The 25,285-nt window shown below is 64.6% G+C and carries 28 protein-coding genes; 11 read left to right on the forward strand and 17 right to left on the reverse strand.

The annotated features are described in order from the left end of the window. The first annotated feature begins 142 nt into the window (after positions 1-142). Positions 143-1,081, forward strand: a complete 939-nt coding sequence (gene epsC / locus AC54AG_RS15670) for a serine O-acetyltransferase EpsC (RefSeq protein ID WP_496630876.1) — start codon at positions 143-145, stop codon at positions 1,079-1,081. Positions 1,082-1,217: 136 nt separating this feature from the next. Here epsC and AC54AG_RS15675 read toward each other — a convergent pair whose 3' ends face one another. From AC54AG_RS15675 to AC54AG_RS15705, 7 genes are all read right to left on the reverse strand, one after another. After that, positions 1,218-1,697, reverse strand: coding sequence for an META domain-containing protein (locus AC54AG_RS15675; RefSeq protein ID WP_496630877.1), 480 nt, complete (start codon positions 1,695-1,697; stop codon positions 1,218-1,220). Between the two features lie 72 nt (positions 1,698-1,769). After that, entirely contained in the window at positions 1,770-2,654 is an 885-nt protein-coding gene (gene bla, locus AC54AG_RS15680; RefSeq protein ID WP_496630878.1) for a subclass B3 metallo-beta-lactamase, read from the reverse strand. Positions 2,655-2,718: 64 nt separating this feature from the next. Next, positions 2,719-3,477, reverse strand: a complete 759-nt coding sequence (locus tag AC54AG_RS15685; RefSeq protein ID WP_496630880.1) for a hypothetical protein — start codon at positions 3,475-3,477, stop codon at positions 2,719-2,721. Between the two features lie 208 nt (positions 3,478-3,685). Then, positions 3,686-5,050: an AbiJ-related protein gene (locus tag AC54AG_RS15690; RefSeq protein ID WP_331777753.1), complete on the reverse strand. Its 1,365-nt coding sequence runs from the start codon at positions 5,048-5,050 to the stop codon at positions 3,686-3,688. A gap of 394 nt (positions 5,051-5,444) precedes the next feature. Next, positions 5,445-6,830: an LLM class flavin-dependent oxidoreductase gene (locus AC54AG_RS15695; RefSeq protein ID WP_496630882.1), complete on the reverse strand. Its 1,386-nt coding sequence runs from the start codon at positions 6,828-6,830 to the stop codon at positions 5,445-5,447. A gap of 3 nt (positions 6,831-6,833) precedes the next feature. Further along, positions 6,834-7,661 carry a MetQ/NlpA family ABC transporter substrate-binding protein gene (locus tag AC54AG_RS15700; RefSeq protein WP_219328278.1) on the reverse strand — a complete coding sequence of 276 codons (828 nt, stop codon included), beginning with the start codon at positions 7,659-7,661 and terminating at the stop codon, positions 6,834-6,836. A 146-nt stretch (positions 7,662-7,807) separates the two neighbouring features. Then, positions 7,808-9,022, reverse strand: coding sequence for an acyl-CoA dehydrogenase family protein (locus tag AC54AG_RS15705; protein ID WP_496630884.1), 1,215 nt, complete (start codon positions 9,020-9,022; stop codon positions 7,808-7,810). 254 nt (positions 9,023-9,276) lie between these two features. Here AC54AG_RS15705 and ssuE point away from each other — a divergent pair, with 254 nt between their 5' ends. The 5 genes from ssuE to AC54AG_RS15730 are packed head-to-tail and all read left to right on the forward strand — an operon-like array spanning position 9,277 to position 13,748. Next, positions 9,277-9,897: an NADPH-dependent FMN reductase gene (ssuE, locus tag AC54AG_RS15710; RefSeq protein ID WP_496630886.1), complete on the forward strand. Its 621-nt coding sequence runs from the start codon at positions 9,277-9,279 to the stop codon at positions 9,895-9,897. 24 nt (positions 9,898-9,921) lie between these two features. Beyond that, positions 9,922-10,926, forward strand: a complete 1,005-nt coding sequence (locus AC54AG_RS15715) for a sulfonate ABC transporter substrate-binding protein (RefSeq protein WP_496630888.1) — start codon at positions 9,922-9,924, stop codon at positions 10,924-10,926. 12 nt (positions 10,927-10,938) lie between these two features. After that, positions 10,939-12,099 (forward strand): FMNH2-dependent alkanesulfonate monooxygenase, encoded by a 1,161-nt coding sequence (gene ssuD / locus AC54AG_RS15720; protein ID WP_034757207.1) that lies wholly within the window; start codon positions 10,939-10,941, stop codon positions 12,097-12,099. A gap of 1 nt (position 12,100) precedes the next feature. Continuing rightward, entirely contained in the window at positions 12,101-12,892 is a 792-nt protein-coding gene (gene ssuC / locus AC54AG_RS15725; RefSeq protein WP_070304309.1) for an aliphatic sulfonate ABC transporter permease SsuC, read from the forward strand. Positions 12,893-12,917: 25 nt separating this feature from the next. Then, the gene (locus AC54AG_RS15730; protein WP_496630889.1) at positions 12,918-13,748 is read left to right on the forward strand and encodes an ATP-binding cassette domain-containing protein; all 831 of its coding nucleotides are present in this window, start codon (positions 12,918-12,920) and stop codon (positions 13,746-13,748) included. On the opposite strand, the gene AC54AG_RS15735 is transcribed toward AC54AG_RS15730, so the two are convergent. Together AC54AG_RS15735 and AC54AG_RS15740 are read right to left on the reverse strand one after the other, a co-directional pair. After that, the gene (locus tag AC54AG_RS15735; RefSeq protein ID WP_496630891.1) at positions 13,705-14,415 is read right to left on the reverse strand and encodes an HAD-IA family hydrolase; all 711 of its coding nucleotides are present in this window, start codon (positions 14,413-14,415) and stop codon (positions 13,705-13,707) included. The genes AC54AG_RS15730 and AC54AG_RS15735 overlap by 44 nt on opposite strands. 55 nt (positions 14,416-14,470) lie before the next feature. Further along, positions 14,471-14,926, reverse strand: a complete 456-nt coding sequence (locus tag AC54AG_RS15740) for an META domain-containing protein (protein WP_436481929.1) — start codon at positions 14,924-14,926, stop codon at positions 14,471-14,473. Positions 14,927-15,074: 148 nt separating this feature from the next. Here AC54AG_RS15740 and AC54AG_RS15745 point away from each other — a divergent pair, with 148 nt between their 5' ends. From AC54AG_RS15745 to AC54AG_RS15765, 5 genes are all read left to right on the forward strand, one after another. Next, positions 15,075-16,025 carry a hypothetical protein gene (locus AC54AG_RS15745; RefSeq protein WP_496630892.1) on the forward strand — a complete coding sequence of 317 codons (951 nt, stop codon included), beginning with the start codon at positions 15,075-15,077 and terminating at the stop codon, positions 16,023-16,025. After that, a complete protein-coding gene (gene pdxR, locus AC54AG_RS15750; protein ID WP_496630894.1) occupies positions 16,022-17,491 on the forward strand; it encodes a MocR-like pyridoxine biosynthesis transcription factor PdxR in 1,470 nt (489 codons plus the stop codon). The genes AC54AG_RS15745 and pdxR overlap by 4 nt, the downstream gene beginning before the upstream one ends. A gap of 124 nt (positions 17,492-17,615) precedes the next feature. Next, positions 17,616-18,794, forward strand: a complete 1,179-nt coding sequence (locus AC54AG_RS15755; protein ID WP_496631010.1) for a benzoate/H(+) symporter BenE family transporter — start codon at positions 17,616-17,618, stop codon at positions 18,792-18,794. An 84-nt stretch (positions 18,795-18,878) separates the two neighbouring features. Beyond that, positions 18,879-19,610 (forward strand): CPBP family intramembrane glutamic endopeptidase, encoded by a 732-nt coding sequence (locus tag AC54AG_RS15760; protein ID WP_496630896.1) that lies wholly within the window; start codon positions 18,879-18,881, stop codon positions 19,608-19,610. A gap of 37 nt (positions 19,611-19,647) precedes the next feature. Then, positions 19,648-20,187: a gamma carbonic anhydrase family protein gene (locus tag AC54AG_RS15765; RefSeq protein ID WP_331777765.1), complete on the forward strand. Its 540-nt coding sequence runs from the start codon at positions 19,648-19,650 to the stop codon at positions 20,185-20,187. Between the two features lie 4 nt (positions 20,188-20,191). Here AC54AG_RS15765 and AC54AG_RS15770 read toward each other — a convergent pair whose 3' ends face one another. The 8 genes from AC54AG_RS15770 to yfiR all read right to left on the reverse strand — a co-directional run bounded on the left by AC54AG_RS15770 (position 20,192) and on the right by yfiR (position 25,186). Continuing rightward, complete coding sequence (locus AC54AG_RS15770) at positions 20,192-20,551, reverse strand: hypothetical protein (protein ID WP_219328290.1); 360 nt, start codon at positions 20,549-20,551, stop codon at positions 20,192-20,194. Next, a complete protein-coding gene (locus AC54AG_RS15775; protein WP_072454667.1) occupies positions 20,533-20,928 on the reverse strand; it encodes a helix-turn-helix domain-containing protein in 396 nt (131 codons plus the stop codon). Before AC54AG_RS15775 ends, AC54AG_RS15770 begins: the two co-directional genes overlap by 19 nt. 82 nt (positions 20,929-21,010) lie before the next feature. Continuing rightward, positions 21,011-21,925 carry an acyl-CoA desaturase gene (locus AC54AG_RS15780; RefSeq protein ID WP_496630897.1) on the reverse strand — a complete coding sequence of 305 codons (915 nt, stop codon included), beginning with the start codon at positions 21,923-21,925 and terminating at the stop codon, positions 21,011-21,013. Beyond that, positions 21,925-22,242: a DUF3144 domain-containing protein gene (locus tag AC54AG_RS15785; RefSeq protein ID WP_034757267.1), complete on the reverse strand. Its 318-nt coding sequence runs from the start codon at positions 22,240-22,242 to the stop codon at positions 21,925-21,927. The genes AC54AG_RS15780 and AC54AG_RS15785 overlap by 1 nt, the downstream gene beginning before the upstream one ends. A gap of 71 nt (positions 22,243-22,313) precedes the next feature. Further along, entirely contained in the window at positions 22,314-22,814 is a 501-nt protein-coding gene (locus tag AC54AG_RS15790; RefSeq protein WP_496630898.1) for a gluconokinase, read from the reverse strand. A 2-nt stretch (positions 22,815-22,816) separates the two neighbouring features. After that, positions 22,817-23,320: an outer membrane lipoprotein YfiB gene (gene yfiB / locus AC54AG_RS15795; RefSeq protein ID WP_070304319.1), complete on the reverse strand. Its 504-nt coding sequence runs from the start codon at positions 23,318-23,320 to the stop codon at positions 22,817-22,819. 16 nt (positions 23,321-23,336) lie between these two features. Then, positions 23,337-24,596: a diguanylate cyclase DgcN/YfiN gene (gene dgcN / locus AC54AG_RS15800; RefSeq protein WP_319992728.1), complete on the reverse strand. Its 1,260-nt coding sequence runs from the start codon at positions 24,594-24,596 to the stop codon at positions 23,337-23,339. Positions 24,597-24,604: 8 nt separating this feature from the next. Further along, positions 24,605-25,186: a regulatory sequestration protein YfiR gene (gene yfiR / locus AC54AG_RS15805; protein WP_072454665.1), complete on the reverse strand. Its 582-nt coding sequence runs from the start codon at positions 25,184-25,186 to the stop codon at positions 24,605-24,607. Positions 25,187-25,285 lie beyond the last annotated feature (99 nt).

A 25,285-nucleotide genomic window follows, 5' to 3' on the forward strand; every position in this document is an offset into this window, starting at 1 on the left:
AATCGGGTTTGATCGCTGGCCGCCACGCGGTTGATATGCGTTTTTCGTATATGTAATCTTGGAATTCTTCGTTGGAATCGCAGTGCCTGGCCGCTAAGCTGGGGCGACCCGGCTTGTTCGCCGTTTTCTGGAAGCGATACCCATGCACAGCATTTATCCCGCGGCGCCCGCCGACGACACGGCCCAGTGGAACCTGGGGCCCGTGATCCAGGATTTGCGCAGCTCGCGCGAAGACAAGCACAAGATCCGTCATAACGGCAGGGTGCGCGAGCTGCCGTCGCGCGAAGCGCTGACCACCATCGTCAACGGCCTGTCGGCGGCCCTGTTCCCCACGCATTACGGGCGGCCCAACCTGACGGACGAAAGCATCGACTACTTTGTCGGCGACACGCTCAATACCACGTTGAACCGCCTCAGCGAACAGGTGCGGCGCGGTTTGCTCTTTTCCGTACCGGCCGGTGATGAGGGCGATGCCGCCAGCGACGATGCGGCCCTGGCGCAGCAGGCGCGCGACATCACGCGCGCGTTTGCCGCCAGCCTGCCCGATATCCGTGCGCTGCTCGTGTCGGACGTGCAGGCCGCCTACGCAGGCGACCCTGCCGCCACCTCGGTGGCCGAGATCATGCTGTGCTATCCGGGCACCATCGCCATTTTGTACCACCGCCTGGCGCACCAGCTGCACGCGCTCGGTGCGCCATTCCTTGCGCGCCTGATCGCCGATATCGCGCACACCCTGACGGGCATCGACATCCACCCGGGCGCGCGCATCGGCGCCTCGTTCTTCATCGACCATGGCACGGGCGTCGTGATCGGCGAGACGGCCATCATCGGCCAGCGGGTGCGCCTGTACCAGGCCGTCACCCTGGGCGCCAAGCGTTTTCCGGCGGATGCTTCCGGTGCGCTGATCAAGGGCACGCCGCGCCACCCCATCGTCGAGGACGACGTGGTCATTTACGCGGGCGCGACTGTGCTGGGGCGCATCACCATCGGCGCGGGATCGACTATCGGGGGGAATGTGTGGCTGACGCAGAGCGTGCCAGCTAACAGCAATGTATCGCAGGCGCAGATGCGTAACGATTGAAGAGTGGCCGAGAAAACGTCCATGGCGGCGTTGCAGCGCCTTGGCGTACTAGCGTACTGTCTGCGGCGCCGCGCCTTGCCCTGAACGTTTTTCGATCACTCTTCATGCCAGGAGATAGTCCTGGCCTTGTAGTTACTTACTTTGCGGTCAGGACTTCATACCGCGCCACGGGCACGCCATCTTTCAGCAGCAGCAATTCCTGGTCGGCGTAGCGGTAGCCGTTGACTTCGCCCAGGGTGGCCAGCAGCAGGCGCTCGAGGTCCATGTCCTGCGGCTGGCACATCATCATGGTGCCGGCCATCTGTCCAAAGTTCAAGGTGCTGACGCCATCGCTGGTGTAGCTGCCCATCATCTGGTTGCAGCCGCTGTTGCCGCTGGCGCGGCCTTCAGCCAGCTGCAGGGTCACTTCGCGCTGCTCGGGCGCCTTGCGCACCACTTGCTTGCCCTTCAATTCCTTCAGTTTCCACTGCGTGCCCGTCAGCTTCGGCGCCGGCTTGGCGGGCGAGGTGGCGCCCGGCGCGGCGGCGGCAGCGTCGCTGCGCACGGGCGTTTGCGCGCAGCCGGCCGTGATGGCGACGATGGCGGCGAGAGGAATCAGTCTGGCGAGTGTGAACATGGCAATCCTTCTTCAATTGAATGGCGCCAGCGTAGCAGATCGGCGCCGCGCCAGCGTGCACGGTTGGCAAGCTCACTGCTGTTTTTCCTGCTCCAGGCGGGACTCGAGCACGGTGCGCGCCGCCGCCACGTAGGCGCGGCAAGCCTGCGGGTCGATGAACGCCTCGCTGCCGGCCGTGGCGCTCGCTTCCAGCCTTTCCCACAGCTGCGACGCTTCCGGGTGGGCCGAGATCAGCACGTCGCACGGCAGTTTTTCCAGTGTCTCGAAGCTGTGGCGCAAGTCCGCCACCGCGTTCGGATACTCACTGCTGGCGCTGAACTTGAAGCCGGGACGCGAAACGGCGTTGAGGCTGTCCGCGTAGACCATGTTCAGGCAACGGGGGCCGTCGCACGATTGCCATGTCCAGCTCAGGCCTCCGGGCGTGTGGCCCGGCGTGGCGTGCGCCGTCACGTTGACGGGACCGACATTGAACTGGCCGCCATCGCGCGCCAGGCGCATGTCCTTGACGGGCGGGTACTTGGGCAGCGCGTGGTATTGCGGATCGTCCGGGCCCACTTCGCCCGACGCCAGGTCCAGCGCGGCCGACGGGCTGGCCGCCACCAGCGCATCGCTGCGCCGCTGCAGTTCGGCCAGGCCGCCCGCATGGTCGATATGGCCGTGCGAATTGAGGATCAGTTTCACGTCCTCGATGCGAAAACCCAGGGCGGCGATATTGGCGATGATCTTGGGCGCCGATTCCGGCAAGCCGCCGTCGACCAGCACGTGGCCCTGCGGCGACGTCACCAGCACGGAACTGAGGCCTTTCACACCCACATAATAGGTATTGCCGAAGATGCGGAACGGCGCCTGGTCCGCGTTCCAGGTGGCGCAGACGTCGCAGCCCGGCGTCTGCGCCTGGGCGACGGGGCCGGCCAGCAGCAGGGCCATGGCCAGCACGCGTGTAAGAGTAGGGGGCATTGCGATCCTTATCCGTGTTGCCAGGGTGGCGTATGCTGACACGGAACGGGGCTGGACGCAAACGTCACAACGATGCGGGCGGCGCATCGCCAGTGTCCTTGTACACCAGTTCGATCAGGGTATCGTCCGCATAGCGGGTATCGCCCACGGGCGCCAGGAAGGACGTGCCGCCATTTTTTACCTGCAGCGCGACGCGGCGCTCCCCATCGAGCAGGGTGGCGCTGGCGATGGCCGGATCGCTGTGCGTGCCCATCTTGAGCGCGTCGGCGGAACACCAGTCGGTGGTGCGCAGCTTGGTGGCGACCAGGGTGCGTATCAAGAAGGGCGTCTCTTTCTTTGCAATGGCGACCATCACCTGGCATTGCAGGCGCAAGTCGCCCAGGCGGCGCATGCCGGGCGGCACACCGTCGCTGCGGACGCTGGCCTGCCAGCGGAACTGGCCTTGCTTCCTGTTGGTGACCAGGTCCGCATCTTCGCTGTCGGCTTGCGCGCTGCGGGGCAGCACAAAGCTGCCATCGGCCGACAGGGGCACGGTGATCGTGGTGTCGTTGCCGGCGATGCGCAAGGTCACGTCCTGCATGATGTCCGCCGGAGTGCCGGGGCCGGGGATCAGCTGGAAGCGCACTTCGCGCGCCTTGGGCGCCAGTGCATGGTAGTCGTCAAAGGCATCGAGGCCGGCCGCCATCACGCGGTAGGATTTCAATTCCGGATTGCGGATGCTGTTGACGTGGACGGCCTGGCCGGTGTCGGCCGGCGCATCGGCGTGCGCCGCGCTGTGGCCGAGGGCCAGGATGGCGAGGACGGTAAGTAAGGAAAGGTGCACGTAGCCGCCTGTTTGTTTTTACCATGGCAAGCTAACATGAATGACAAGGCTTGTCACTGGGGCGGCGAGCCAGCCTCAGATCGCGTGCGCGGCGTGCAGTTCGCCCAGGATGGCCTCCTTCAATGCGGCGTGCGCCACCGGCGTGCGCAGGCGGGGACGGGGCGCGGCCACGTCGTAATGGGCGCGTGGCGTCTGAAATGGTCATAACTTAGTTCACTTTGATGTGATGGCGGCTAAACAATGCTTTGAAGAACTGTTCAACCATAATCGATGACTCAGCGGATTGCAGTTCAATCCCTCCAAATCGATAAACCTCATAACCTGCCAATTTGAGCTCCCGATCTCCTGCCGCCAATCTAGCATACCGGCGCGTGTCAGCTCGGCAGGTATCATCGGCGTAGTGTTGAACCCCGTCAACTTCAATTACGACTCTAGCACCGCCAGGGAAAAGAAGAAGGAAGTCCATACGATGGTTGAGTAGTGCGTGCACACCACGCTGTGCCACTGTCTTAGGATCCCAGTGCAGCCATACCTCAGGTAATAGCGCCGGTAAATCGGGAATCTCCTTTCCGAATGCTCTGTAGAACGATGTAAACAGTAAGCGCTGGGGTGGTGAAGATTTTGGCAAGCAAGATAATAGTCTTTGGTACAACGTCTTTTTCGCAGCTTGCTGGTCTTTTTCCATCGACATATCGGCCCACCATTGCTGCAAGTCTTTCCAACGCAGACCTTCTAAGCCTATTGGCCTGTCATAGAAGAGACAGTCGTTTGCGTTTGACACAATTTCGATGTCGTTGTTTACTGCGTCTCGGAAACGAATGTCTGGTTTGGTGGAGGATGCGAAGATAAGGTTTTTCGGCCGAGTGAGTGTTGTATGCAGAGTTACCAAGTTGAAGACAGGGTAGCCTTCGTGCTCGTCTGTGTGACGCATCTCTGCGCCACATGCCTTAAGAGGTACGTTCATCGCCGCTATGATAGACATCTGGTGCTCGATGTCTCTTTGGACATCTGCTGAGGTGAGGCCTTTGAGAAAGACACTAAATCGATTGTCAGAAAGATCAAACGCATTCAGGTAGTCGAATAGCCATTCGACGTCGGCGTCTTCTTCATTGCGGACAAAATGTCGAAAAATTTCTCCGAGTACTCCAGTGGGTTCGCCATTTAAAGATGCCCAGCTTACTGTCTCGTAGATGACAAACACATCTTTAAGCAGTTGAGCAAAGCTATCCCAATGGTGAAAGAGCACGAGTGATTGCAGTGCACGTGCGACGTCGCGACGGTGCCGTTTCGGTATAACAACAACTGGCGTATCGCCCCAAAGGATGTCTTGGACGTTATTACGCACTTGAGGACTCAAGTGCTCCCGGTCGACCAATTCTTGTGCGAAGAGGGGGACATCCACATCTTCCAAAGCATCGAAAGCGGCGTGCCATCGTTCTCGCTTACTGCCTACGTCGTCCGGAACTGGTAGCCCTAACTCAATGCAGCGTTCCGGTATAAACGTGTTCGTACAGTGATCTTTGAAATCGCCGACGATAGGACGAAGTAGGTCGCGTAAAGCAGGAATATCCATTTGGTCGCGTTGGTCAGAGGACTAACCAATTCTACTCTATGGCGAACAGCTATAGGCGAGTTGCCGAGCTAGACGAGCAGAAGTAACTATCGAGCGTAGAATTTTTATATATTGTGTAAGTGTGACCTGGCCAGCCGCAGGGGACCTTTATCGGAGCTAACCGCCGACTGCAGCTCATCTCATAAAGTGTCTGGAATTGCGGAATTGGCGAAATCCTATGGTGAGCTTTTTTATCTATTCTGCACGGCCGCTCCACACGCAAGAAGTCGGGATTTCACTTCACCTTAGTCCGGGCTCGGTCAGGGTGGGCAAGACGCCGACGGCGGCGCCGCTGGCGGCCAGTTGCAAGATGGTTCTGCGTTTCATGGTGTCCTTGAATGGGGAGTTGGATATGTCAGGCCGCTGCCAGGGCGGCGGGTGCGATGCTGACCAGGCGTCCCGCGTGATCGGCAGGCAGGCGCGGGCCCTGGCCGAAGACCTTGTGGCGCAAGCTGCCTTCCTCGTAATGGGTGCGGTAGCGGCCGCGCCGCTGCAGTTCCGGCACGATGTGGGCCACCACGTCGGCCATGCTGTCGTGGGCCACGGCGAAGGCGAGGTTGAAGCCGTCGATGCCCGTTTCATCGAGCCAGCTTTCCAGCTGGTCGGCCACCTGGCGCGCATCGCCCACCAGCACGGGGCCGCGCCCGCCCAGGCCGATGTATTCGGCCGCTTCGCGCACCGTCCACGTGCGATCCGGATCGGCCTGGCTGAACGAGGCCAGCGCCGAGCGGCCGGCCGGGGAATCGATGTAGTCGATGGTGGCGTCGAGCGGGTAGCGGCTGAAATCGACGCCCGTCCAGCCCGACAGCAGCACGAGGGCCGCCTCGATATTCACGTGGCGCAGGTAGCCGGCGTGCTTGGCGCGCGCTTCTTCTTCCGTGGCGCCCGTGATGACGAGCGCCTGCGCGTAGATCAGCAGCGCGTCGCCATCGCGTCCGCTTTGCCGCACGGCGGCGCGCAAGTCGTCGGCGTAGCGTTTCACCACCGTCTTGCTGGGGCCACTGACAAAGGTCGCTTCCGCGTGGCGCGCCGCGAAGCGCGTGCCGCGCGGCGAGGTGCCCGCCTGGTACAGCAGCGGCGTGCGCTGGGGCGACGGCTCGCACAAATGGATGCCGGGCACCTGGTAGTGGCGCCCGGCATGGTTGATCGGATGGACTCTGGCCGGATCGGCGTAGATGCCGCGTGCCTTGTCGTTGACGACGGCGTCGTCATCCCAGCTCTTTTCCCACAGCTTGTAGACGACGTCCAGGTATTCGTCGGCAAGGTCGTAGCGCTCGTCGTGGCCCAGCTGCTGGCTCAAGCCCAGGTTGCGCGCCGCGCTGTCTAAATAGCCGGTGACGATATTCCAGCCGATGCGCCCACCCGTCAGGTGATCGAGCGTGGAAATGCGCCGCGCGAACGTATACGGGTGTTCGTAGGTGAGGGCGCAGGTGACGCCGAAACCCAGGTGCGTGGTCGCCTGCGCCATGATGGGCACGAGCGCCAGCGGATCGTTCAGCGGCACCTGCACGCCGTGTTCCAGGGCCGCATCGAGGCTGCCCCGGTACACGTCGTACACGCCCAGCACGTCGGCCAGGAACACGGCGTCGAACAGGCCCGCTTCCAGCAGTTGGGCCAGTTCCGTCCAGTGTGCGGGATCCGTGTAGCGGTGGCTGCGGTCGCGCGCATGCGTCCACAGCCCCGGCGACTGGTGGCCGACGGTATTCATCTGGAAGGCGTTGAAGCGTATCGTCTTTGCCATGGCTTATTTGGCTGCCGTCTGCAACGCTTGCTGGTAATCGGGTTTCGAATAGCCGGCAAAGTGCTTGTTTGTGATGTCGAGGAACTCGCGCGAGCGGTAGGCGGCCGCCAGGTCTTTCGCGAACTGCTTGTCCTTGTCCGCCGTGCGGATTGCCACCAGGTTGATGTAGTTGGGCGAGATTTTCTCGGCCACCAGCGCCTCCGTCAGTTTCAGTCCCGAGGCCAGCGCGTAATTGCCATTGATGAAGGAGTAGTCGGTGTCGCCCAGCGAGCGTGGCAGTTGCGCCGCTTCCAGCGGCAGCAGCTTGATTTTCTTCGTGTTGACGGCGATATCCTTTTCCGACGCGCGCACGGGGTCGAAGCTGGCGCGCAGCTTGATCCATCCCAGCTGGTCGAGCAGCACCAGCGCGCGCGCCTGGTTGGTCGGATCGTTCGGCAAGCCCACCGTCGTGCCTTCCTTCACGTCGTCCAGGGTCTTGTGCTTCTTGCTGTAGATGGCAATCGGCGCGGTCGGGATCGTGATCAGGTCCGTCAGGGCCAGCTTGTGCTCCAGCGCGAATTTCTTCAGGTAGACGATGTGCTGGAACACGTTGGCGTCGAGCGAACCCTCGGCCAGCGCGAAGTTCGGCTGGATGTAGTCATTGAACTCCACCAGCTTGACCTTGTAGCCCTGTTTTTCCAGGATAGGCTTGATGCCCAGCTTGATCTGGTCCGCATACGGCCCGGCGCTGGTGCCGATGGTGATGTCTTTCGGGTCCTTGGCGTGGGCGAAGCTGGCCGTCAAGGCCAGGGTCAGGGCAGTGAGAAGGATGCTGCGGCGGGCGATGGTCATGGTAACTCCTGCATAGTGAAGAACTGGGGTCAGACCCGCCGGGGGAAATACGTCCAATGGGACGTATTCCGATCGCGAAGCGACTGACCCCGGAAGTCCGCTAAATAGCCTGCGGCGTGAATGTATCGATTCGCCAGGCCGTGATTTTACGAGTACGCGGTCGGCTCGGGCACCGTGCCTGTCAAGGCAAAGCGTCCCAGGTCGCGCAGCTTGTAGTCGATGGGGTCGTGCAGGGTATGCACGCGCACGTTGCGCCAGTAGCGGTCGTAGCCATACTGGGCCGAGGTGGAACGGGCACCCGTCAGTTCGAACATCTGGCTGCTGATCTCGAGTCCCGCCTTGTGCGCCAGGCACTTGGCTTCAGCCACGGCCACGGCCAGCAAGCCCCGTTCGCGCGCCGTCACCAGCGCGCCCTTGCGGAACACTTTTTCCAGTTCCTGCGCCGCCAAGTCGGCCAGCACTTGCGCGGGGCGCAGCAACAGCCACAGCTGGCCATAGCGGTGCTGCACCAAGGGGTCGTCCGCTGCCTTGGCCACGCCCGAGGCAAACCAGGCTTTCGCCTGTTCGTCCGTGTACTGGCGCGCCGCCTCGAACGCGCCTTCGGCGATGCCCAGATAGAGGTTGCTCATGATCAGTTGCGCGATCTGGGAGCGCACGGTCGCTTGCGGCGTGGGGACCTGCGCGGGCGCCTGCAGCACGAGGTCGCGCGGCAGGCCTACCGCCTGAAAGTGCACATTGCCGCTATCCGTCTGGCGCTGGCCGAAGGCGTCCCAGTCCGCCTGCACGGTCACGCCGTCCTGGCGCGTGGGCAGGGCGACGATCAGCGCCGTCTGCGTGGGCGCATGCCAGGCGGAGACGGTCAGCCAGTCGGACCCCACGGAACCGGAAGAAAAACTCTTGATGCCGTCGAGGATAAAGCCGTCATCGCTGTCGCTGGCCGTGACCCGCTTGTCGAGCGGGTTCAAGGCATTGCCCCAGAACAGGCGCTCGTCGGCGGTCAAGGTGAGCAGGCGGCGTTGCTGCTGGGCGCTGCCATACAGCTGCAAGCCGGCCAGCTGCAAATGGTGGAAGCCGAAGACATGCGCGAGGGCGCTGTCGGCGCGCGCCAGGATGCGGATCACCTGGTACACGAGGGGCCACGACGCGCCTTGGCCGCCGAATTCCACGGGGATCGACAAGGTCAGCAAGCCCGACTCGCGCAGCCATTCGCGTTCCTGCGCCGCATGGCCGCCGGCCTGGTCGCGGGCATTGGCCGTTTCGGCCAGGCGCGCGGCCAGCGACGTGGCGATGCTGATGGCGTCCTGCAGGGGTTCCGGCACAGGCGGCTGGGGACGGGCGGCATGGAGAAAAACGCTAGACATGAGTGAGATTCCAGAAAGACGATGACGCCGATATTGCACCGCCCCGCGTGCGCCGTACACGAAGAAAACCGCGCATGGATATGCGAAAAAAGCCATGCGCGGACCGGTGCCTTCGCTTGCGGGGCGTCAGGCCCGGATAGTCAAAAAACGCATATCGAAGCGCGAAAGCATTCGTTTTACCGGGCGGCTGATGGCGATAGGCTGCAAGCATCCGAGCAACGCCACTTTCGACAACCTACAGGGACGGGCATCACATGAGCATCTTGTTATTGGGCGGTAGCCCGCAACTCCCATCGAGTTCCAGCCGTTTGCTGCTGCATATCGGCGAACAGCTGGTGCTGCAAGGCCACAGCTACGCCCAGCTGCATGTGCGCGACCTGCCGGCGCGCGCCTTGCTGCTGGCCGATTACGATGACACGGCGATAGCCCGCGCCGTGCGCGCCGTGGCCGACGCGGACGCCATCGTGATCGCCACGCCCATCTACAAGGCGTCGTATACCGGGTTACTGAAAGCCTTCCTCGACCTGCTGCCGCAAGATGGCCTGGCCGGCAAGCTGGTGCTGCCGCTGGCCACGGGCGGCGGCCATGCCCACACCCTGGCGCTCGACTATGCGTTGCGTCCCGTGCTCCATGCGCTGGGTGCCAAGCAAGTCTTCACCAGCATTTATGCCAATGCCCAGCAACTGGCGTGGCATGAAGAAGGGGGCTTGAGCTTGGACGCGCCGATTGCCGACCGCGTGCAGGCCGGCATCGAGGAACTCTCCACGGGCCTGTTCGTGCTGCAGGGACAGCGCCCGCCTGCGCCAGCCGAGATCCCGCACCCCGTGCGTTCGCTGCAAGACCAGCCGTACGCGTCCCACTATCAAGCCGCCTGATTAATCACCGACCAAGGAATTGCCATGACACACCGCCACGCACAACGACTCTCGCGCCGTACCACTTTGGGCCTGCTGTTTGCCGCCGCTGCCGGCGTGATGGCGGCCGGCATGCCGGTCGCGGCGCAGGCGCAGGCCAAAGGGGAGCTCCAGGTGCGCATCGGCTACCAGAAATACGGCACCTTGACCCTGTTGAAGGGGCGCGGCACCCTGGAAAAACGCCTGGCCGAGCAGGGCGTGGGCGTGAAATGGACGGAGTTCCCGGCCGGCCCCGTGCTGCTGGAAGGCTTGAACGTGGGCAGCATCGATTTCGGCACCGTGGGCGAGGCGCCGCCGATCTTTGCCCAGGCGGCTGGCGCCAACCTGGTCTACGTCGGCAACGAGCCGGCGTCGCCGGCCAGCGAAGCCATCGTCGTGCCCAAGGGTTCCGGCTTGCGTACACTGGCCGATTTGAAGGGCAAGAAAATCGCCCTGAACAAGGGCTCGAACGTGCACTACCTGTTATTGAAGGCGCTGGAAAAGGCCGGCGTCGCGTATGCCGACATCCAGCCCGTGTTCCTGCCGCCGGCCGATGCGCGCGCCGCCTTCGAGCGGGGCAGCGTGGATGCGTGGGCCATCTGGGACCCGTTCCTGGCGGCCGCCGAAAAACAGCTGGGCGCGCGCGTGCTGGCCGATGGCAAGGGCCTGGTGGCGAACTACCAGTTTTATCTCGCCTCGCGCACGTATGCGGAAAAAAATCCCGATATCCTGCGCATCGTGCTCGATGAAGTGGCCAAGGTCGACGACTGGGGCCGCAACAACCCGGACGAAGTGGCGACGATCCTGTCGGCACAGACGGGGTTGGGCAAGGATGTCGTGGCGCTGGCCGCCTCGCGCTATGCATATGGCGTCAAACCCGTGTCGGTCGACGTTATCGCTTCGCAGCAAAGGGTGGCCGATGCGTTTTCCAGCCTGAAGCTGATCCCGAAACCGATCGTCGTCAAGGACGCGCTGCTGCCGGCGCGCCAGCTGGCCACCAGCACAAAATAAGGAACGAATACCATGTCATTGAATGTCTTCTGGTTTATCCCTACCCACGGCGACAGCCGTTACCTGGGCACGTCGCAGGGCGCGCGCCCCGTCGATGCCGATTACCTGCGCCAGGTGGCCGTGGCCGCCGACACGCTCGGCTACGACGGCGTGCTGCTGCCGACGGGCCGCTCCTGCGAAGACGCGTGGGTGGTGGCGTCGTCGCTGATCAGCGTGACGCAAAAGCTCAAATTCCTCGTCGCCATCCGCCCCGGCCTGTCCACGCCCGGCCTGGCCGTGCGCATGGCGTCCACGTTCGACCGCCTGTCGAACGGACGCCTCCTGATCAACGTCGTCACGGGCGGCGACCAGGGTGAGCTGGAAGCGGACGGCCTGTTTGCCGACCACGCCAAGCGCTATGAAATCTCCGATGAATTCATCAAGGTGTGGCGCGCCACGCTCGCGGGCGAGGGCGGCGCAGCCGGCTACGATTTCGAGGGCAAGCATATCCAGGTGAAGGGCGCGAAAACCCTGTATCCGCCCGTGCAAAAGCCGTATCCACCGCTGTATTTCGGCGGCTCGTCGGAACCGGCGCATGAACTGGCGGCCGAGCAGATGGACGTCTACCTGACGTGGGGCGAGCCGCCGGCCGCCGTCGCCGAGAAAATCGCCGACATCCGCGCGCGCGCGGCAAAAAAAGGTCGCACGGTCCGGTTTGGCATCCGATTGCACGTGATCGTGCGCGAAACGAACGAGGCGGCCTGGCGCGCGGCCGATGAACTGATCAGCCACCTGGACGACGACATCATCGCCAAGGCGCAGGCGGCCTTCGGCAAGATGGATTCCGTGGGCCAGCAGCGCATGGCGGCCCTGCATGGAGGGCGGCGCGACAAGCTCGAAGTATCGCCCAACCTGTGGGCCGGCGTGGGCCTGGTGCGCGGCGGCGCTGGCACGGCCCTCGTCGGCGACGGCCCGACCGTGGTGGCGCGCATGCAGGAATACGCGGACCTGGGCATCGACACCTTCATTTTCTCGGGCTACCCGCACCTGGAAGAATCGTACCGCTTTGCCGAACTGGTGTTTCCGTTGCTGGGCAAGGGCAAGGCCGTGGGTGAGCAGTCCTTGAGCGGCCCCTTCGGCGAAGTCATGGCCAGCAATATCGTGCCTGCCGCGCCGCAGAAAAAGGCGGCCTGAGATGGCGGCCGGCTCCATACGACGGGCACGCGCCGCGCCATGGCGTGATTCGCTGGCGCCATGGGCCTTGCCCGTGGTGTTGCTGCTGGCCTGGCAGCTGGCGACGCAGTGGGGCTGGCTGTCGAGCCGCATCCTGCCCGAGCCGTGGGCCGTGGCGAAGGCGTTCTGGCACCTGGCCGTGTCGGGCGAACTGTGGCTGCACCTGAAAACGAGCTTGTGGCGCGCGACGGTCGGTTTCGCCGTCGGTGCGGGACTGGGCTTGCTGCTGGGCTTATTGACGGGCAGCTTCCGCCACGCGGAAACCCTGCTCGACACGACCCTGCAAATGGTGCGCAACATCCCCGCGCTGGCCCTGATTCCGCTGGTGATCCTGTGGTTCGGCATCGATGAAACGGCCAAGCTGTTCCTGCTGGCCGTCGGCGTCTTCTTTCCCGTCTACCTGAATACTTTCCACGGCATCCGCTCGGCCGACCAGGGCTTGATCGAAATGGCGAAAAGCTATGGCCTCTCGGGCTGGCCTTTGTACCGCGACGTGATCCTGCCGGCCGCCATGCCCTCGATTCTGGTCGGCGTGCGCTTTTCGCTGGGCCTCGTGTGGGTGCTGCTGATCGTCGCCGAAACCATCTCGGCGCAGGCCGGCATCGGCTACATGACGATGAATGCACGCGAATTTTTGCAAACGGACGTGGTGCTGGTGGGGATTTTGTTGTACGCCTTGCTGGGCAAGCTGGCCGATCTGTTCTCGCGCCGGCTGGAACGCCACTGCCTGCGATGGAATCCCGCTTACCGATAGTGACGAAATGACGAAGGAAGACACCATGCTGCTCGCCCCCATCCAGATCGAAACGGATTTTTTGTCGCATTTCGTGCAATACGACCCGGCCAGTGCGCCGCCGCAGGCCAAGGCCGCGCCGCAAGCTCCCTTGGCGCGCCGTGGCGTGCCTTTGGAGCTGACGCAATTGAGCAAGGCCTATGGCGAACGTCCTGTTTTGAAGAACGTCGACCTGCAGCTGGAAGCGGGCGAGTTCGTCGCCATCGTGGGGCGCAGCGGCTGCGGCAAGAGCACCTTGCTGCGCTCGATCGCGGGACTGGAAAGCGTCGATGACGGCAAGGTTGCCATCGGCAGCGGCGTGGGCGCGCCCGACATCCGCATCATGTTCCAGGAATCGCGTCTGCTGCCGTGGAAAACGGTGCTCGATAACGTGGCCCTGGGCCTGCCCCGTTCCGTCGGCGCGGCGGCCGCCTCGCTGTGGACGGTGGGCCTGGCCGAACGGGCAAACGACTGGCCATCTGCCCTGTCGGGCGGGCAGAAGCAGCGCGTGGCGCTGGCGCGCGCCCTCGTGCACGAGCCGCAACTGCTGCTGCTCGACGAACCGCTAGGTGCGCTTGACGCCCTGACGCGCATCGAGATGCAGCAGCTGATCGAGTCGCTATGGCTGGCGCGCGGTTTCACGGCCGTGCTGGTGACGCACGACGTGGCCGAAGCCGTGGCCCTGGCCGACAGGGTGCTGCTGATCGAGGATGGCCAGATCACCATGGACGTGCCGGTGGACTTGCCGCGCCCCCGACAGCGCGGCCATGCGGCCTTCGCTGCCCTGGAGCAGTCTATCTTGTCGCGCGTGCTGCAGCCGTCTCGGCAAGGACAATAAAGCCGTCGCTATCGACGGTTGCCACGATGGCTTCATAATTGTCGATGGCCGGGTGGCGCGTGGCCAGCGGGTGCGCATGCGTGGCCGTGACGACGATGACCTTCGCGCCAGCCGCTTCGCCCGCCTCGATGCCCACCGACGCGTCTTCGAACACGAGGCAGTCGGAGGGCGCCACGCCCAGTTTTTCAGCCGCCAGCAAGTAGCAATCGGGTTTCGGCTTGCCTGCCTTGACGTCTTCCGCCGTCACCATGATGGCCGGTATCGGCATGCCGGCCGCCTTCAGGCGGGCCGTCGCCAGCGCACGCGGCGCCGAGGTGACGATGGCCCATTGTGCGGGCGGCAGCGATTCCAAAAAGCGCAGCGCGCCCGCGATTTCAATGATCCCTTCCACGTCGATGATTTCCGCATCCGTGATGCCCTGCGACTCGCGCTGCGCGTCGACGCCGGGCAAGCGCAGTTTGGCGATGGTGTCGACCGAGCGCGCGCCATGGATGGTGGGCAAAAAGGCCGCCACGTCGAGGCCCTGGCGCTGCGCCCACGTGCCCCAGATGCGTTCGGCGGCGGCGATGGAATTGATGACGGTGCCGTCCATGTCGAACAGAAAAGCGCGGTAGCGGCCGGCGGCCGATGGTGTCGGGGATGAAGACGGCGAGGGCAGTGCGGACATGGCTTCCTTCCAGATGATGGGCTGGAAGCCATTGTAACGGCAGTCGATTTTTATTTCACAGGTACACCGATTCAAACCTGGCCACGGGCGCGCCATCCTTGAGCAGGATCAGCTTCTCGCCATCGAGCTGGTAGCCCGTCACGCTGTTCAAATTGGCCAGCACGGCGCTTTCCAGCTGCATCAAAGGGGGCGGGCAGGCCATGCGCGTGCCGGCCAGTTGCGTGAAGCGAAGGGCCGTACCGGCCACGGTATAGCCGCCCATGACGCGGTTGCAGCCTGTGAAACCGGTGACCTTGCCATCGGCGGTAAGGGTGATGCGCACTTCGCGCTCCTGCTGCGGCGCCATCGCCACGGGCGCGCCATCGAGCTGCGTCAGCTTCCAGTAGGTATTCGTCAGGCTGGCCTGCGGCGCCAGGCTGGCGTTCGGCTTGGCGCTGTCGCTGGTGGCGGCACAGCCACCGGCCATGGCGATGGCGGCGGCGAGAGGAAGGTATTTCAGGCGATGCGGCATGGGATGCTCCTGTGAGGGGGAATGCCTGCAGACTAGCAGGTTTTTCGCGCCGTTCAGCGCACGGCAGCGTTCATTGTTTCCATTTTGCCAGTCCTGGCATTAAACTCATGCTTTCTATTCTTTTAACGTTGATCGGGGAGCCGGGCCGATGCTGCAAGCGCAAGCGCTGGATAATCGACTGGTGGCCACCACGGCCGACGACGTGCTGGTCGACCGCATCGTGCCCGGCGCGCCGCTGGTGATCGCCTTCGGCTTCGTTTCGTGGACCACGCGTCCCGCCTTCGATTTTTACGGGCGCCTGAGAAAGCTGGAGCAGGTTAGCGGCCAGCACCTGAACAAAATCCTCGTGCGCGATTCGGGCAATGTCTGGTACCACCGCCGCATCGCAGGCCTGGGCAGCCATGTCGACGAGACGGCGCAAGCCCTGCGCGAACTCGTGCGCCGCATCGCGCCCAGCCAGGTAACGACCGTCGGCCAGTCCATGGGCGCGTATGCTGCCGTCATGTATGGCTTGCTGCTGGACGCGCAGCAGATCGTCGCCTTCGGACCGCTGTCCTTCCTCGACGTGCAGCAGGCGCGCTTGTACCACGAGCTGCGCTGGCTGCCCGTGATGGAGTCGCTGGCGCAAGACCCGCCAGCCTCCGGCTACTACGACCTGGCGGCCCTGTGCCGCGCCAGGGCAACCGAGCATACGCAGCTGCACCTGGTGTTCGGCACGCGGCCTGACGCGGCCCGGCCGGATGTGGCCAACCCTGGCGCCAGCGCCAGCGAATCGGTCAACCTCGACGCCATGCACGCGCAGCGCCTGGCCGCCTTCGGCCGCTGTACCCTGCACCCATTTCCGCACTCGGGCCACGCCGTGGTGCAGCACCTGATCGACACGAAACGCATCAACGGCTTGCTGGCCAAGTGCATACTGGGTCTCACCCTGGAAGAGGAAGCGATGCCGGAGATCGGCGCCGCCTGGCGGGACTGGGTGGCGGAAAACCTGCGTTTGGGCTGCGCCGGCGAACAGCTGGTGGCCGTGCTGCAGCAGCACGGTTTTTCGCTGGCCAGCAGCATGGCTGCCGTGGATGCCGTCCGCGCCAAGGCCACATGACGCCGCAGTTCGAACTCGACACCCTGAAAATCCGCATCGCCGCGCCCGAACTGGCGGCGCTCGATTTGCGCGTGCGCGTGCAACGTGCGCTGCGCCAGCTGATACTCGATGGCGTGCTGGCGCCGGGCCTGCGCCTGCCGGCCACGCGCGCGCTGGCGCAATCGCTGGGCGTGTCGCGCGATACGGTGGAAATGGCGTACGCGCAGCTGCGCCTGGACGGTTATATCCAGCGCCAGGCGGGATCGGGCAGTTTCGTCTCGCCGACGATAGGGGCGAACTTGCTGGGCAAGTCTGCGATGACGCTGCCGCCCTTGTCCACGCAGACGGTGGCGCTCAGCGCGCGCGGCGCACAGATTCTCGCCAGCGGCGGCGTGGCCGACCAGCAGACCGTAAAAGCTTTCGCCACGGGCTTGCCGGAAACGCGGGCTTTTCCGCTTGACGTGTGGGAGCGCTTGCGGCGCCAGGCGGCCAGCGAACACCATGTGCTGCTGCACGGCGACCCGCAAGGGGCAGAGCCTTTGCGCCAGGCCATCGCCGACTATGTCAACCTGGAGCGGGGCGCGCGGGCCACGGCCAGCCAGGTGCTGGTGCTGAGCAGCACGCGCCAGGCGCTGTACCTGTGCGCGCAGGTGCTGGTCGACGCGCATGGCCCCATCCTGATGGAAGACCCCGGCTATTTCGGCGCGCGCAAGGCGTTCGAGATGGCGCAGCTGCGCGTCGTGCCCGTGCCCGTCGATGCGCATGGCTTGTCCATCAAACATCTGCGGGCGGACCGCAGCGGCGCCAACACGGCGTACGTCACGCCGTCGCATCAATATCCGACGGGCGCCACCCTGGCGCTCGAGCGCCGCCTGGCCCTGACTGCCTGGGCGGCCGAGCGCCAGGGCTGGATCATCGAGGATGATTACGACAGCCAGTTCCACTACGCGGGCTTGCCGACGGCGTGCGTGCAGGGGCTCGACACGCAGCAGCGCACGATTTACCTGGGCACCTTCGCCAAGTCGCTGTATCCGGGGCTGCGCATCGGTTACATGGTGCTGCCGCCCGCGCTGGTGCAAGCGATGACCCATGCGCGCAGCATCCTCGATGGCCACACGCCGCAACTCGATCAGCTGACACTGGCCCGTTTCATCGCCGACGGCCACTTTGCGGCCCATGTGCGCGCCATGCGCAAGGTCTACGCCGTGCGCCGCGATGCGATGGCGCAGGCCGTGCAGCGGCACTTGCCGCACGTGGTCACGGCGCAGCTGCCGCCGGGCGGCTTGCAGATGCCGTGCCTGCTGCACGAGGGCAGGGTGGAGCTGGAAACGATACGCATGGCGGCGCAGGCGGGCATCGTGCTGCCGGGCCTGAGCCGGCTGTACGCGACGCCGCCGGCGCGCGGCGGCTGGCTGCTGGGCTTTGCGACGCTCACCCCGCACGAGATTGACAGCGGCATCGTCCGCCTGGCCCGCGCGCTCGGTTAATGCTGTCAAAGTGGTCTGCTGTATGTTCTTGAATTGGCCTGCCTGAGCAGTCCATGTGAGCATTAATATGCTGGCTTTTAATGGCAGAGGCATATACATGACAACAACCACAACAACCGCCGCCATGGCTGGCCGGGCGCGCTGGCGCGACCTGGCATCCCCCGCCATGGCCGCCTTCATTTCCGTCCTCGTTAACTATGGCGGCACCTTCGTGCTGGTGTTCCAGGCGGCCCAGCTGGCCCAGCTGAGCGCCGCGCAGACGGCGTCCTGGGTCTGGTCGCTGAGCATCGGCGTGGGCGTGACGGGCATCTGGCTCAGCTACCGCTACCGCGCGCCCATCCTCACGGCCTGGTCCACGCCCGGTGTGGCTTTTCTCGCCACCGTCATGCCGCACACGCCGTATGCCGAGGTGATCGGCGCCTATATGATTTCCGCCATCGCCTTCATTCTGCTGGGCATGTCCGGCGCCTTCGAACGTCTCGTGCGGCTGATCCCCGGTGGCATCGCCGCCGGTTTGCTGGCCGGCATCCTGCTGCAGTTCGGCGTGAACGCGTTTGGCGGCGCCAGCGCCGATCCTGTGCTGGTGGTGGTATTGCTGCTGTCGTACGCCGTGCTGCGCCGCTTTACGGCACGCTTTGCCGTGGTCGGCATCATGCTGATCGGCCTGGCCCTGCTGCTGGCGCAGGGGCGCATCGATGCGCAAGGCATCGAACTGGCCTTGGCCGCGCCCGTGTTCGAGATGCCGCGTTTTTCCGTGGCGTCCCTGCTGGGCGTGGCGCTGCCCCTGTTCCTGATCACCCTGACGGGGCAATACATGCCCGGCATGCTGGTGCTGCGCAACGACGGCTACCAGGTCAGCGCCAATCCTATCTTGACGGTGACGGGGCTCGGTTCGCTGCTCATGGCGCCGTTCGGCGCGCACGCCTTCAACGTGGCCGCCATCACGGCCGCCATCTGCACGGGCAAGGATGCCCATGCGGACCCGTCGAAACGCTATGTCGCGGGCCTGACTTGCGGCGTGTTGTACATCCTCGTGGGTATCTTCGGCGTCACCCTGGCCAGCCTGTTCATGGTCTTGCCGCGCTCCTTCATCACGGCGCTGGCGGGCCTGGCCTTGCTGGGCGCCATCGGCAATAGCCTGGCACAGGCGATGGCGGACGTGCGCATGCGCGAAACGGCCTTGATCACCTTCCTGGCCACGGCTGCGAACGTGACCCTGCTGGGCGTGGGCGGCGCCCTGTGGGGGCTGGCGGCGGGACTGGCGGCGCATGGGCTGATGCATTGGGGGCGCAAGGCGGCATAGCATGGATATTTGCCCATTTTGCCAGCCGCCGCATACAATTGCTGCGCCCGTGCCCGTTGGCACCGTCTTTTCCCGATGTGAGCGATGGCCGACCTGACTTCCCTGGCGCAGTATCTGCTGGCGATCACGCCCGCCTTCCTCGTCTGCGCCGCCTTGCTGCTGGCCGTTCCCCGGACGGTGCCGCTGCTGCGCGTGCTCGTGCACATCGTGTTTTTCGTGCTGGCGCGCGACGCGATGACGGCGCACGGCTACTGGCAAGTGGCGGCGGGCGGTTTGCGCTTCACTGCGCCGCCGCTGGTCTTGCTGGTGCTGGGCACCATGTCGCTGGGGCTGGTGGCCAGCACGTGCTGGCTGGAAAACGAGGCGTGCCGCCAGATCCGCTGGTTCGGCATGCGCCCGGTTCTGTCCGTGCTGCTGGGCGTGGCGGGCGCGGCACTGATCATCGCGCTGGCGACGGGTTTGAAAGCGTTGTTCGGCTTGCCGTCCCTGCCGCCCGTCGCGTCATCGCTGCTACCCTTGCTGCTGGGCTTTGCGCTGGCGGCCAACTGTTATGAGGAATTGCTGTTTCGCGGCTTGCTGCAACAGCAATTGCGCGCCTGGCTGCCGGCCTGGCGCGCGGCGCTGGTGTCGGGCCTGCTGTTTGGCCTGTGCCACGCCTTCCTTGCCACCACCGTCACGCAGGTGGGTGCGCCCATCGTCGTCTTCACCGTGATCGAAGGCGTGGTGGCGGGGCTGGTATATTGCCGTGCCGGCTTACTGGGCGCGTCCCTGGCCCATGGCCTGGCGATTTTTGCGCTGGCCGCCGGCTGGGTGTGAATCCTGTTGTTTCAATTTAATGAAGAGTGAGAAAGCGATGCCTGTCAGTTCCTACCTGAATACCCGCCCCGTCGTGGGCGAGCGCGTCTACCTGCATGACACGGCGCAAGTGATTGGCGACGTGCAGATCGGCGACGACTGCTCGATCTGGTGCAACAGCGTGCTGCGCGGCGACGTCAACCGCATCGTCATCGGTGAAGGCAGCAATATCCAGGACTTTTCCATGGGTCACGTATCGCACAGGAACGCGGCCAAGCCCGACGGGTCACCGTTGACCATCGGCAAATACGTGACCATCGGCCACTCCGTCATCTTGCACGGCTGCACGATTGGCGACGAGTGCCTGATCGGCATGGGCAGCATCGTCATGGATGACGTGGTGGTGGAAAAGCACGTGATGCTGGGCGCGGGCAGCCTGGTGTCGCCGGGCAAGGTGCTGGAAAGCGGGCACCTGTACGTGGGCCGTCCCGCCGCCAAGGTACGCGCGCTGACGGAAGCGGAAATCGCCTACCTGCGCTATTCGGCCGAGCACTATGTGCGCGTGAAGAACAACTACCTGGTTGGCGAACCGGACTGATGCTTCAGGCTGGCGCCATGGCCAGCGCATTGATGCGCGCCGCCATGGCGCGTGCATCAGGCACGCCCAGCACCAGGCGCGCCCATTTTTCGCCTTGCAATTCGATGACCAGTGGCTGCATGCCACGCGTCATGAAGACGAACTGGCGGTCGCCGCCCTTGTGATACGTGCCTGCCGAAATGACTCCCGGCAGGTTGGTGCCCGGTGCGCGCAAGCCAAGGGCCGCGCCGCGGAAACCGTCATCGTCGGTGGCTCCACGCACATGTTGCAGGGGAATGCACAGGTTGCCCTGAAAGGACGCCAGTTTTTCCCACAGGGCCAGGCGGATGGTCAGTGCATCGTCGTTCAATTCGAGGCTAGGCATGGTGTCTCCTTCGTTGGTTGATCCAGATGGCTTAACAGGCGTTCGCCCAGCAGGCGGGACGTATCGGCACCCGTGTCCAGTACGGCGGCACGGCACAGCGCCGTGATGGCGGCGTCAGAGGGCGCCAGTTCCTTCAAGGCGATGATCAGCAAATCGACCGCTTCTTCCCGCGCTGGCCAGCCAGGCTGCAGTGCTTGTGTCAGCACGCGCTCAAACAGATGGCGTTTGGAGCCGAAAGCCTTGTACAGGCTGCCGCGCAGCAAACCCGTCGCCTTGACCAGGTCATCGATCGACGCGGCGTTGTAGCCCAAGCTGCCAAAGACGGCGGCGGCCTGGCTGGTGACGGTCGCTTCGTCAAAGTTGCGTGGTCTGGCCATGGTAGGTAGGCGATGGGTGCGACGGGGCGGGATGCCCTGTTTCTGGCACCACTATATGCATTGGTGAACGATTGGTCAATAACTATCTGCAGCCAGCCGTTTCGCGCAGTTCCGGCCGCGGCGCCAGGTCTTGCGGCAGGCGCAGGCCGGAGACGAGCCCCAGGCGCCGCAACAGCAGCAGCATCCACCAGCCCGGGTCCCATTCTCCCGGCAGCAGGCCCAGCCTGGCTGAGCCCGGATACGCGTGATGGTTGTTGTGCCAGCATTCGCCCATCGTCAGCAGCGACGTCAGGCGGATATTCCGGCCCTGCACGGCGGCGCCGTCGACGTGGAAGTGCATCTGGCCATGGTTGTGGGCGAAGTAGCCGATCAACCAATGGCCGAGCACGCCGGCGCTGACCCGCGCGCAGACGCCCCAGCAGACCAGGCCCCAGCCGCCCCAGACAAAGAACAGCAGGGCCCATGGCAGTTGCTGCAGCATCCAGCTTCTTTCCAGAAAACGGTAAAAGCGGTCGTGCGCGATGCGCGGCTCGATGGCGATGTGCGGCGGGTGGTCGAGGTCGAGGTGGCAGAACAATTGCCACCAGGCATCGCGCCAGAAACCGGCGCCGTGGCGCAAATAGGGGTGGCAATCGGGCAGGCGCTGCGCATAGTCGCGCAGTTCGTGCTGGCGCAGCAGGCCCAGCGGACCGCTGAGGCCCACCAGCACGCCCAGGTACACCAGCAGGTATTCCAGCCATTGCGGGCATTCAAAGCTGTCGTGGATCAGCTTGCGGTGGCTGCCCAGCGAGTGGCCGAACAGCAGGACGATGGCCGTGCCGGCCGCAAACAGCAGCAGACCGGTCCAGCTGAAGAAGCACAGGGCGCCCGTCACGGCGCCGGCCAGCATGACCGTCAGCCATAGGGAGGTCAGCGGCGCAAAGCGCACCGTGCCGTGCAGCACGCTATCGGCGCGGGTGGCGCGGGCGCGGTGGCCATCCAGGCTGGCCGCCGTCATCAGGCTTTGGGGGCCGACGATGGTTGCGTGTACTTGTCGAAGTTGGTGATGTAGTCGTTGAAGTTGTCGGTCAGCATGCGCTTGTATTGTTCCGTGAAGAAGGCCACGGCGCCTTCCTTTTCTTCCTGCATCTTGGCCACGTCATTGCTCTTGCTGGCGACGAGGAAGGCGTTGAAGCGGGCGGCTGCGTACAGCAGCGAGGTGGCCACTTCATTGCCGCCGCTGTGCATGCATTGCTCATTGGCCAGGGCGATGACCTGGTCGGCGCGTTCCCAGAATTCCGGGCCCGGTGCTGGTTTTGTCGTTGGTGTGCTCATAAAAATCCCTCATGAAAGTGCGCGCCAGTCTACACAGGGGGCCGCGGGCTGTCCAGCCGCGCAGCCGCCAGTCAGGGCGCCTGCAGGATTTGTTCCAGTAACACGGGTAGCGGCTGGCGGATGTCGAGCACCATGCCGGCCTCGTCCGGCTGCAATGGCTGCAAGGCGGCCAGCTGGCTGTCGAGCAGGCTGGCCGGCATGAAATGGCCGGGGCGCTGCAAGCGGCTTTCCAGCACGTCGCGCGGGCCATCGAGGTGGATGAAGCGCAGGGCCGGGTCGCCCTCGCGCAGCACGTCGCGGTAGGCGCGCTTCAGGGCCGAGCACGAGACGACGAGGCCGCTGCCTTGCGCGCGGGCCGTGGCGATGCGCTCGCGCAGGGCGGCCAGCCAGCCGGCCCGGTCGGCATCGTCGAGGGGAATGCCGGCCGCCATCTTGGCCACGTTTTCCGGGGAGTGCACCTCGTCGCCTTCGACGTAGGGCACGTGCAAGGCGCCGGCCAGCAGGCTGCCGACGGCGCTCTTGCCGCAGCCGGATACGCCCATCACGACCCAGCGCACGGCGGGCACGCCCATGGTCAAGGCGCCGAAACGATGACGGTGACGCGGCGGTTTTCCGCCTTGCCCGTCTTGCTGGCGTTCGAGGCCACGGGTTTGCTCATGCCCAGACCCTTGACGGTGATGTTCTCGCGCGGAATGCCCGATGCGCTCATGGCGTCGGCCACCACGTTGGCGCGCGCCAGCGACAGCTTGTTGTTGTACGCTTCCGTGCCTTCGTTATCCGTATGGCCTTCCACGCGCATGTGGGTAATGCCCACTTTCAGCAGGGCGGCGCTGATTTTCTGGATGGCGCCCCGGCTGGGTGCGATCAGCTTGGCGGCGTCGAATTCGAACAGCAGCTTGTCGGTAAAGCTCAGTTCCCAGCCTTCGTCCGTCTGGTTGAAGCCTTGTTCCTTCAAGGTGGCCACTTGCTCGGCATTGAACAGCGGTTTGATTTCTGGCGTGCTCTGGCAGGCGGCCAGCAGGCCCAGCATGAACAAGCCGAGTAAGCCGCGGCGTAATTGCGTGTAGATGAATTGCATGGTGTTGCTCCTTGGTTCAGGGGTGAGTATGGGGTTGCGGCAGGCGTGCCACCTGGCGCGTGCCGCGCTGCGCCTGCTTGGCGCGGTACATGGCTTCGTCCGCCGCGCCGACGAGCGAGATGGCGTCGATGGCGTGATCGGGAAAGACGGCCACGCCGATGGTCAGCGAGCTGACGATGCTGTTGCCGGTGGGCAGTTCAATGGCTTGCGCCATGGCGGCGATGATGTTGTCGGCAATGTGCATGGCGTCGCTGCTGTTGCGCAGCGGCTTGAGCACGATGGCGAATTCGTCGCCGCCCAGGCGCGCCACCAGGTCGCCTTCGCGCAATTGCTGCTTGATGCGCGCGGCGATCGTCACCAGCACGCGGTCGCCCGAGGCATGGCCGAAGGTGTCGTTGATGTACTTGAAGCGGTCGCTGTCGAGGAACAGCACGGCCACCTTGCCATTGCCGACCCGCGCGTCGAGGATGGCGCGTTCCAGTTCCGCTTCCATGAAGGCGCGGTTCGACAGGCCCGTCAGGCTGTCATGGTTGGCGCGGTGCGACAGCGAGGCGTGTTCCTTCTGCAGATGGCTTTGCCACGCTTCCAGTTCGTCGAGCAGGGCGTTGAAGTCGTCATTGATCTGGTTCAGCTCGGCGATATTGGCGGGCGGTACGCGCAGCTCGAACGAGCGGTCGCGCCGCACGCGGTGGGCCGTTTCCGCCAGGTGGCGCAGAGGCGACGTGATTTCCGTTTCCATGCTGCGCGACAGGCGCACGGCGACGACCAGGCTCAGCACCAGGCAGGCGAGCAGGCAGGAAAGGCCGCTGAGCAGGAAGGGCAGCAGGCTGCGGCTGTGCGGCACCAGCTTGATGCTGCCGATGGCCTGTTCATTGCGCATGATGGGGAAGGTCAGCGAATCGGGCAGCATCCAGCCCGTCAGCGCACGCTCGATGTAGTAGCGCGTGCCGTGTTCGCCCCGTTCCCAGCGGGCCAGCACCTTGCCGTCCTGGTCGCTCACCTGCGCCTGGTCGATATCTTCATTGACGCCGATCAGGGCCAGCGCTTCCCTGGCGGCCATGGAGTCGCCAAAGACGACGGCCCCTTCCACCGTATAGCTCATCGAACGGGCCACCAAGCGCAGGTTCTGGTCCGAATACACGCGCAGGGCCAGCAGCGCCACGGCAGTCAGCGTCAGGCCGGCGGCCAGCACGGCGATCAGCGACACGCTCAGGTGGGCGCGCCGCAGCACGCTGTCGAGCGTGCGGCGGGGCTGGCGGGCGTGCTTGTTGCTCATGCGGGCGCTCATGGCGGCGGTCCCTTGCGACGTGCAATTTGCAAGGCATTCGGATGCACGCGCAGGCCGCTGCGGGCGATGGCGTCGAGGTTGACGTCAAAACCGATCTGCGCCTCGGTCAGGCGCAGGCAGAACATGGTGCCCACGGCGCAGGAAGTACCCGGTTCGGCGACCGATAGAATCGGTTTGCCGATGATCTGCGCCAGCAGATGCTCGCGTTCGCCCTCGGGCAGGCTGCCCATATAGACGACGTCGCATTCGCTGGCCGCGCTGGCCATCGCCGGGAGTTTCACGCGGATGCGCTGGCCCAGACTGGAAGCGGGCGTGTCGACGATGGACGCGCCGTAGCGTGGCGCACCGAGCATGCAGACACGCACTTCCTGGCGCGCCACGGGCCAGCGCACATAACTGATGATGCCGAACAGGACCTGCGCCACTTCGGCGGGACGCCTGGCGTCGGCAGCCGCGCCCGTTTGCGCCCACGCCGCGCACGGCGCCAGCGCACCGCAGGCGAGCAGCGAGGCCAGCAGCACGACAGCGAGCAGGACGGGCGGCGCGGGGCGCTGCCGGTAGCGAGGGAAGGAGGGCACGGCGTCGGTGTCTTTATGCAGGTCGGTGGCTATTCAAATAGTTACTTCGCAACACAGACTCTACGGAAGTCCATGTTGAAAGTAAATCACGGCATGACG

Source organism: Janthinobacterium sp. BCJ23, from assembly GCF_059617945.1.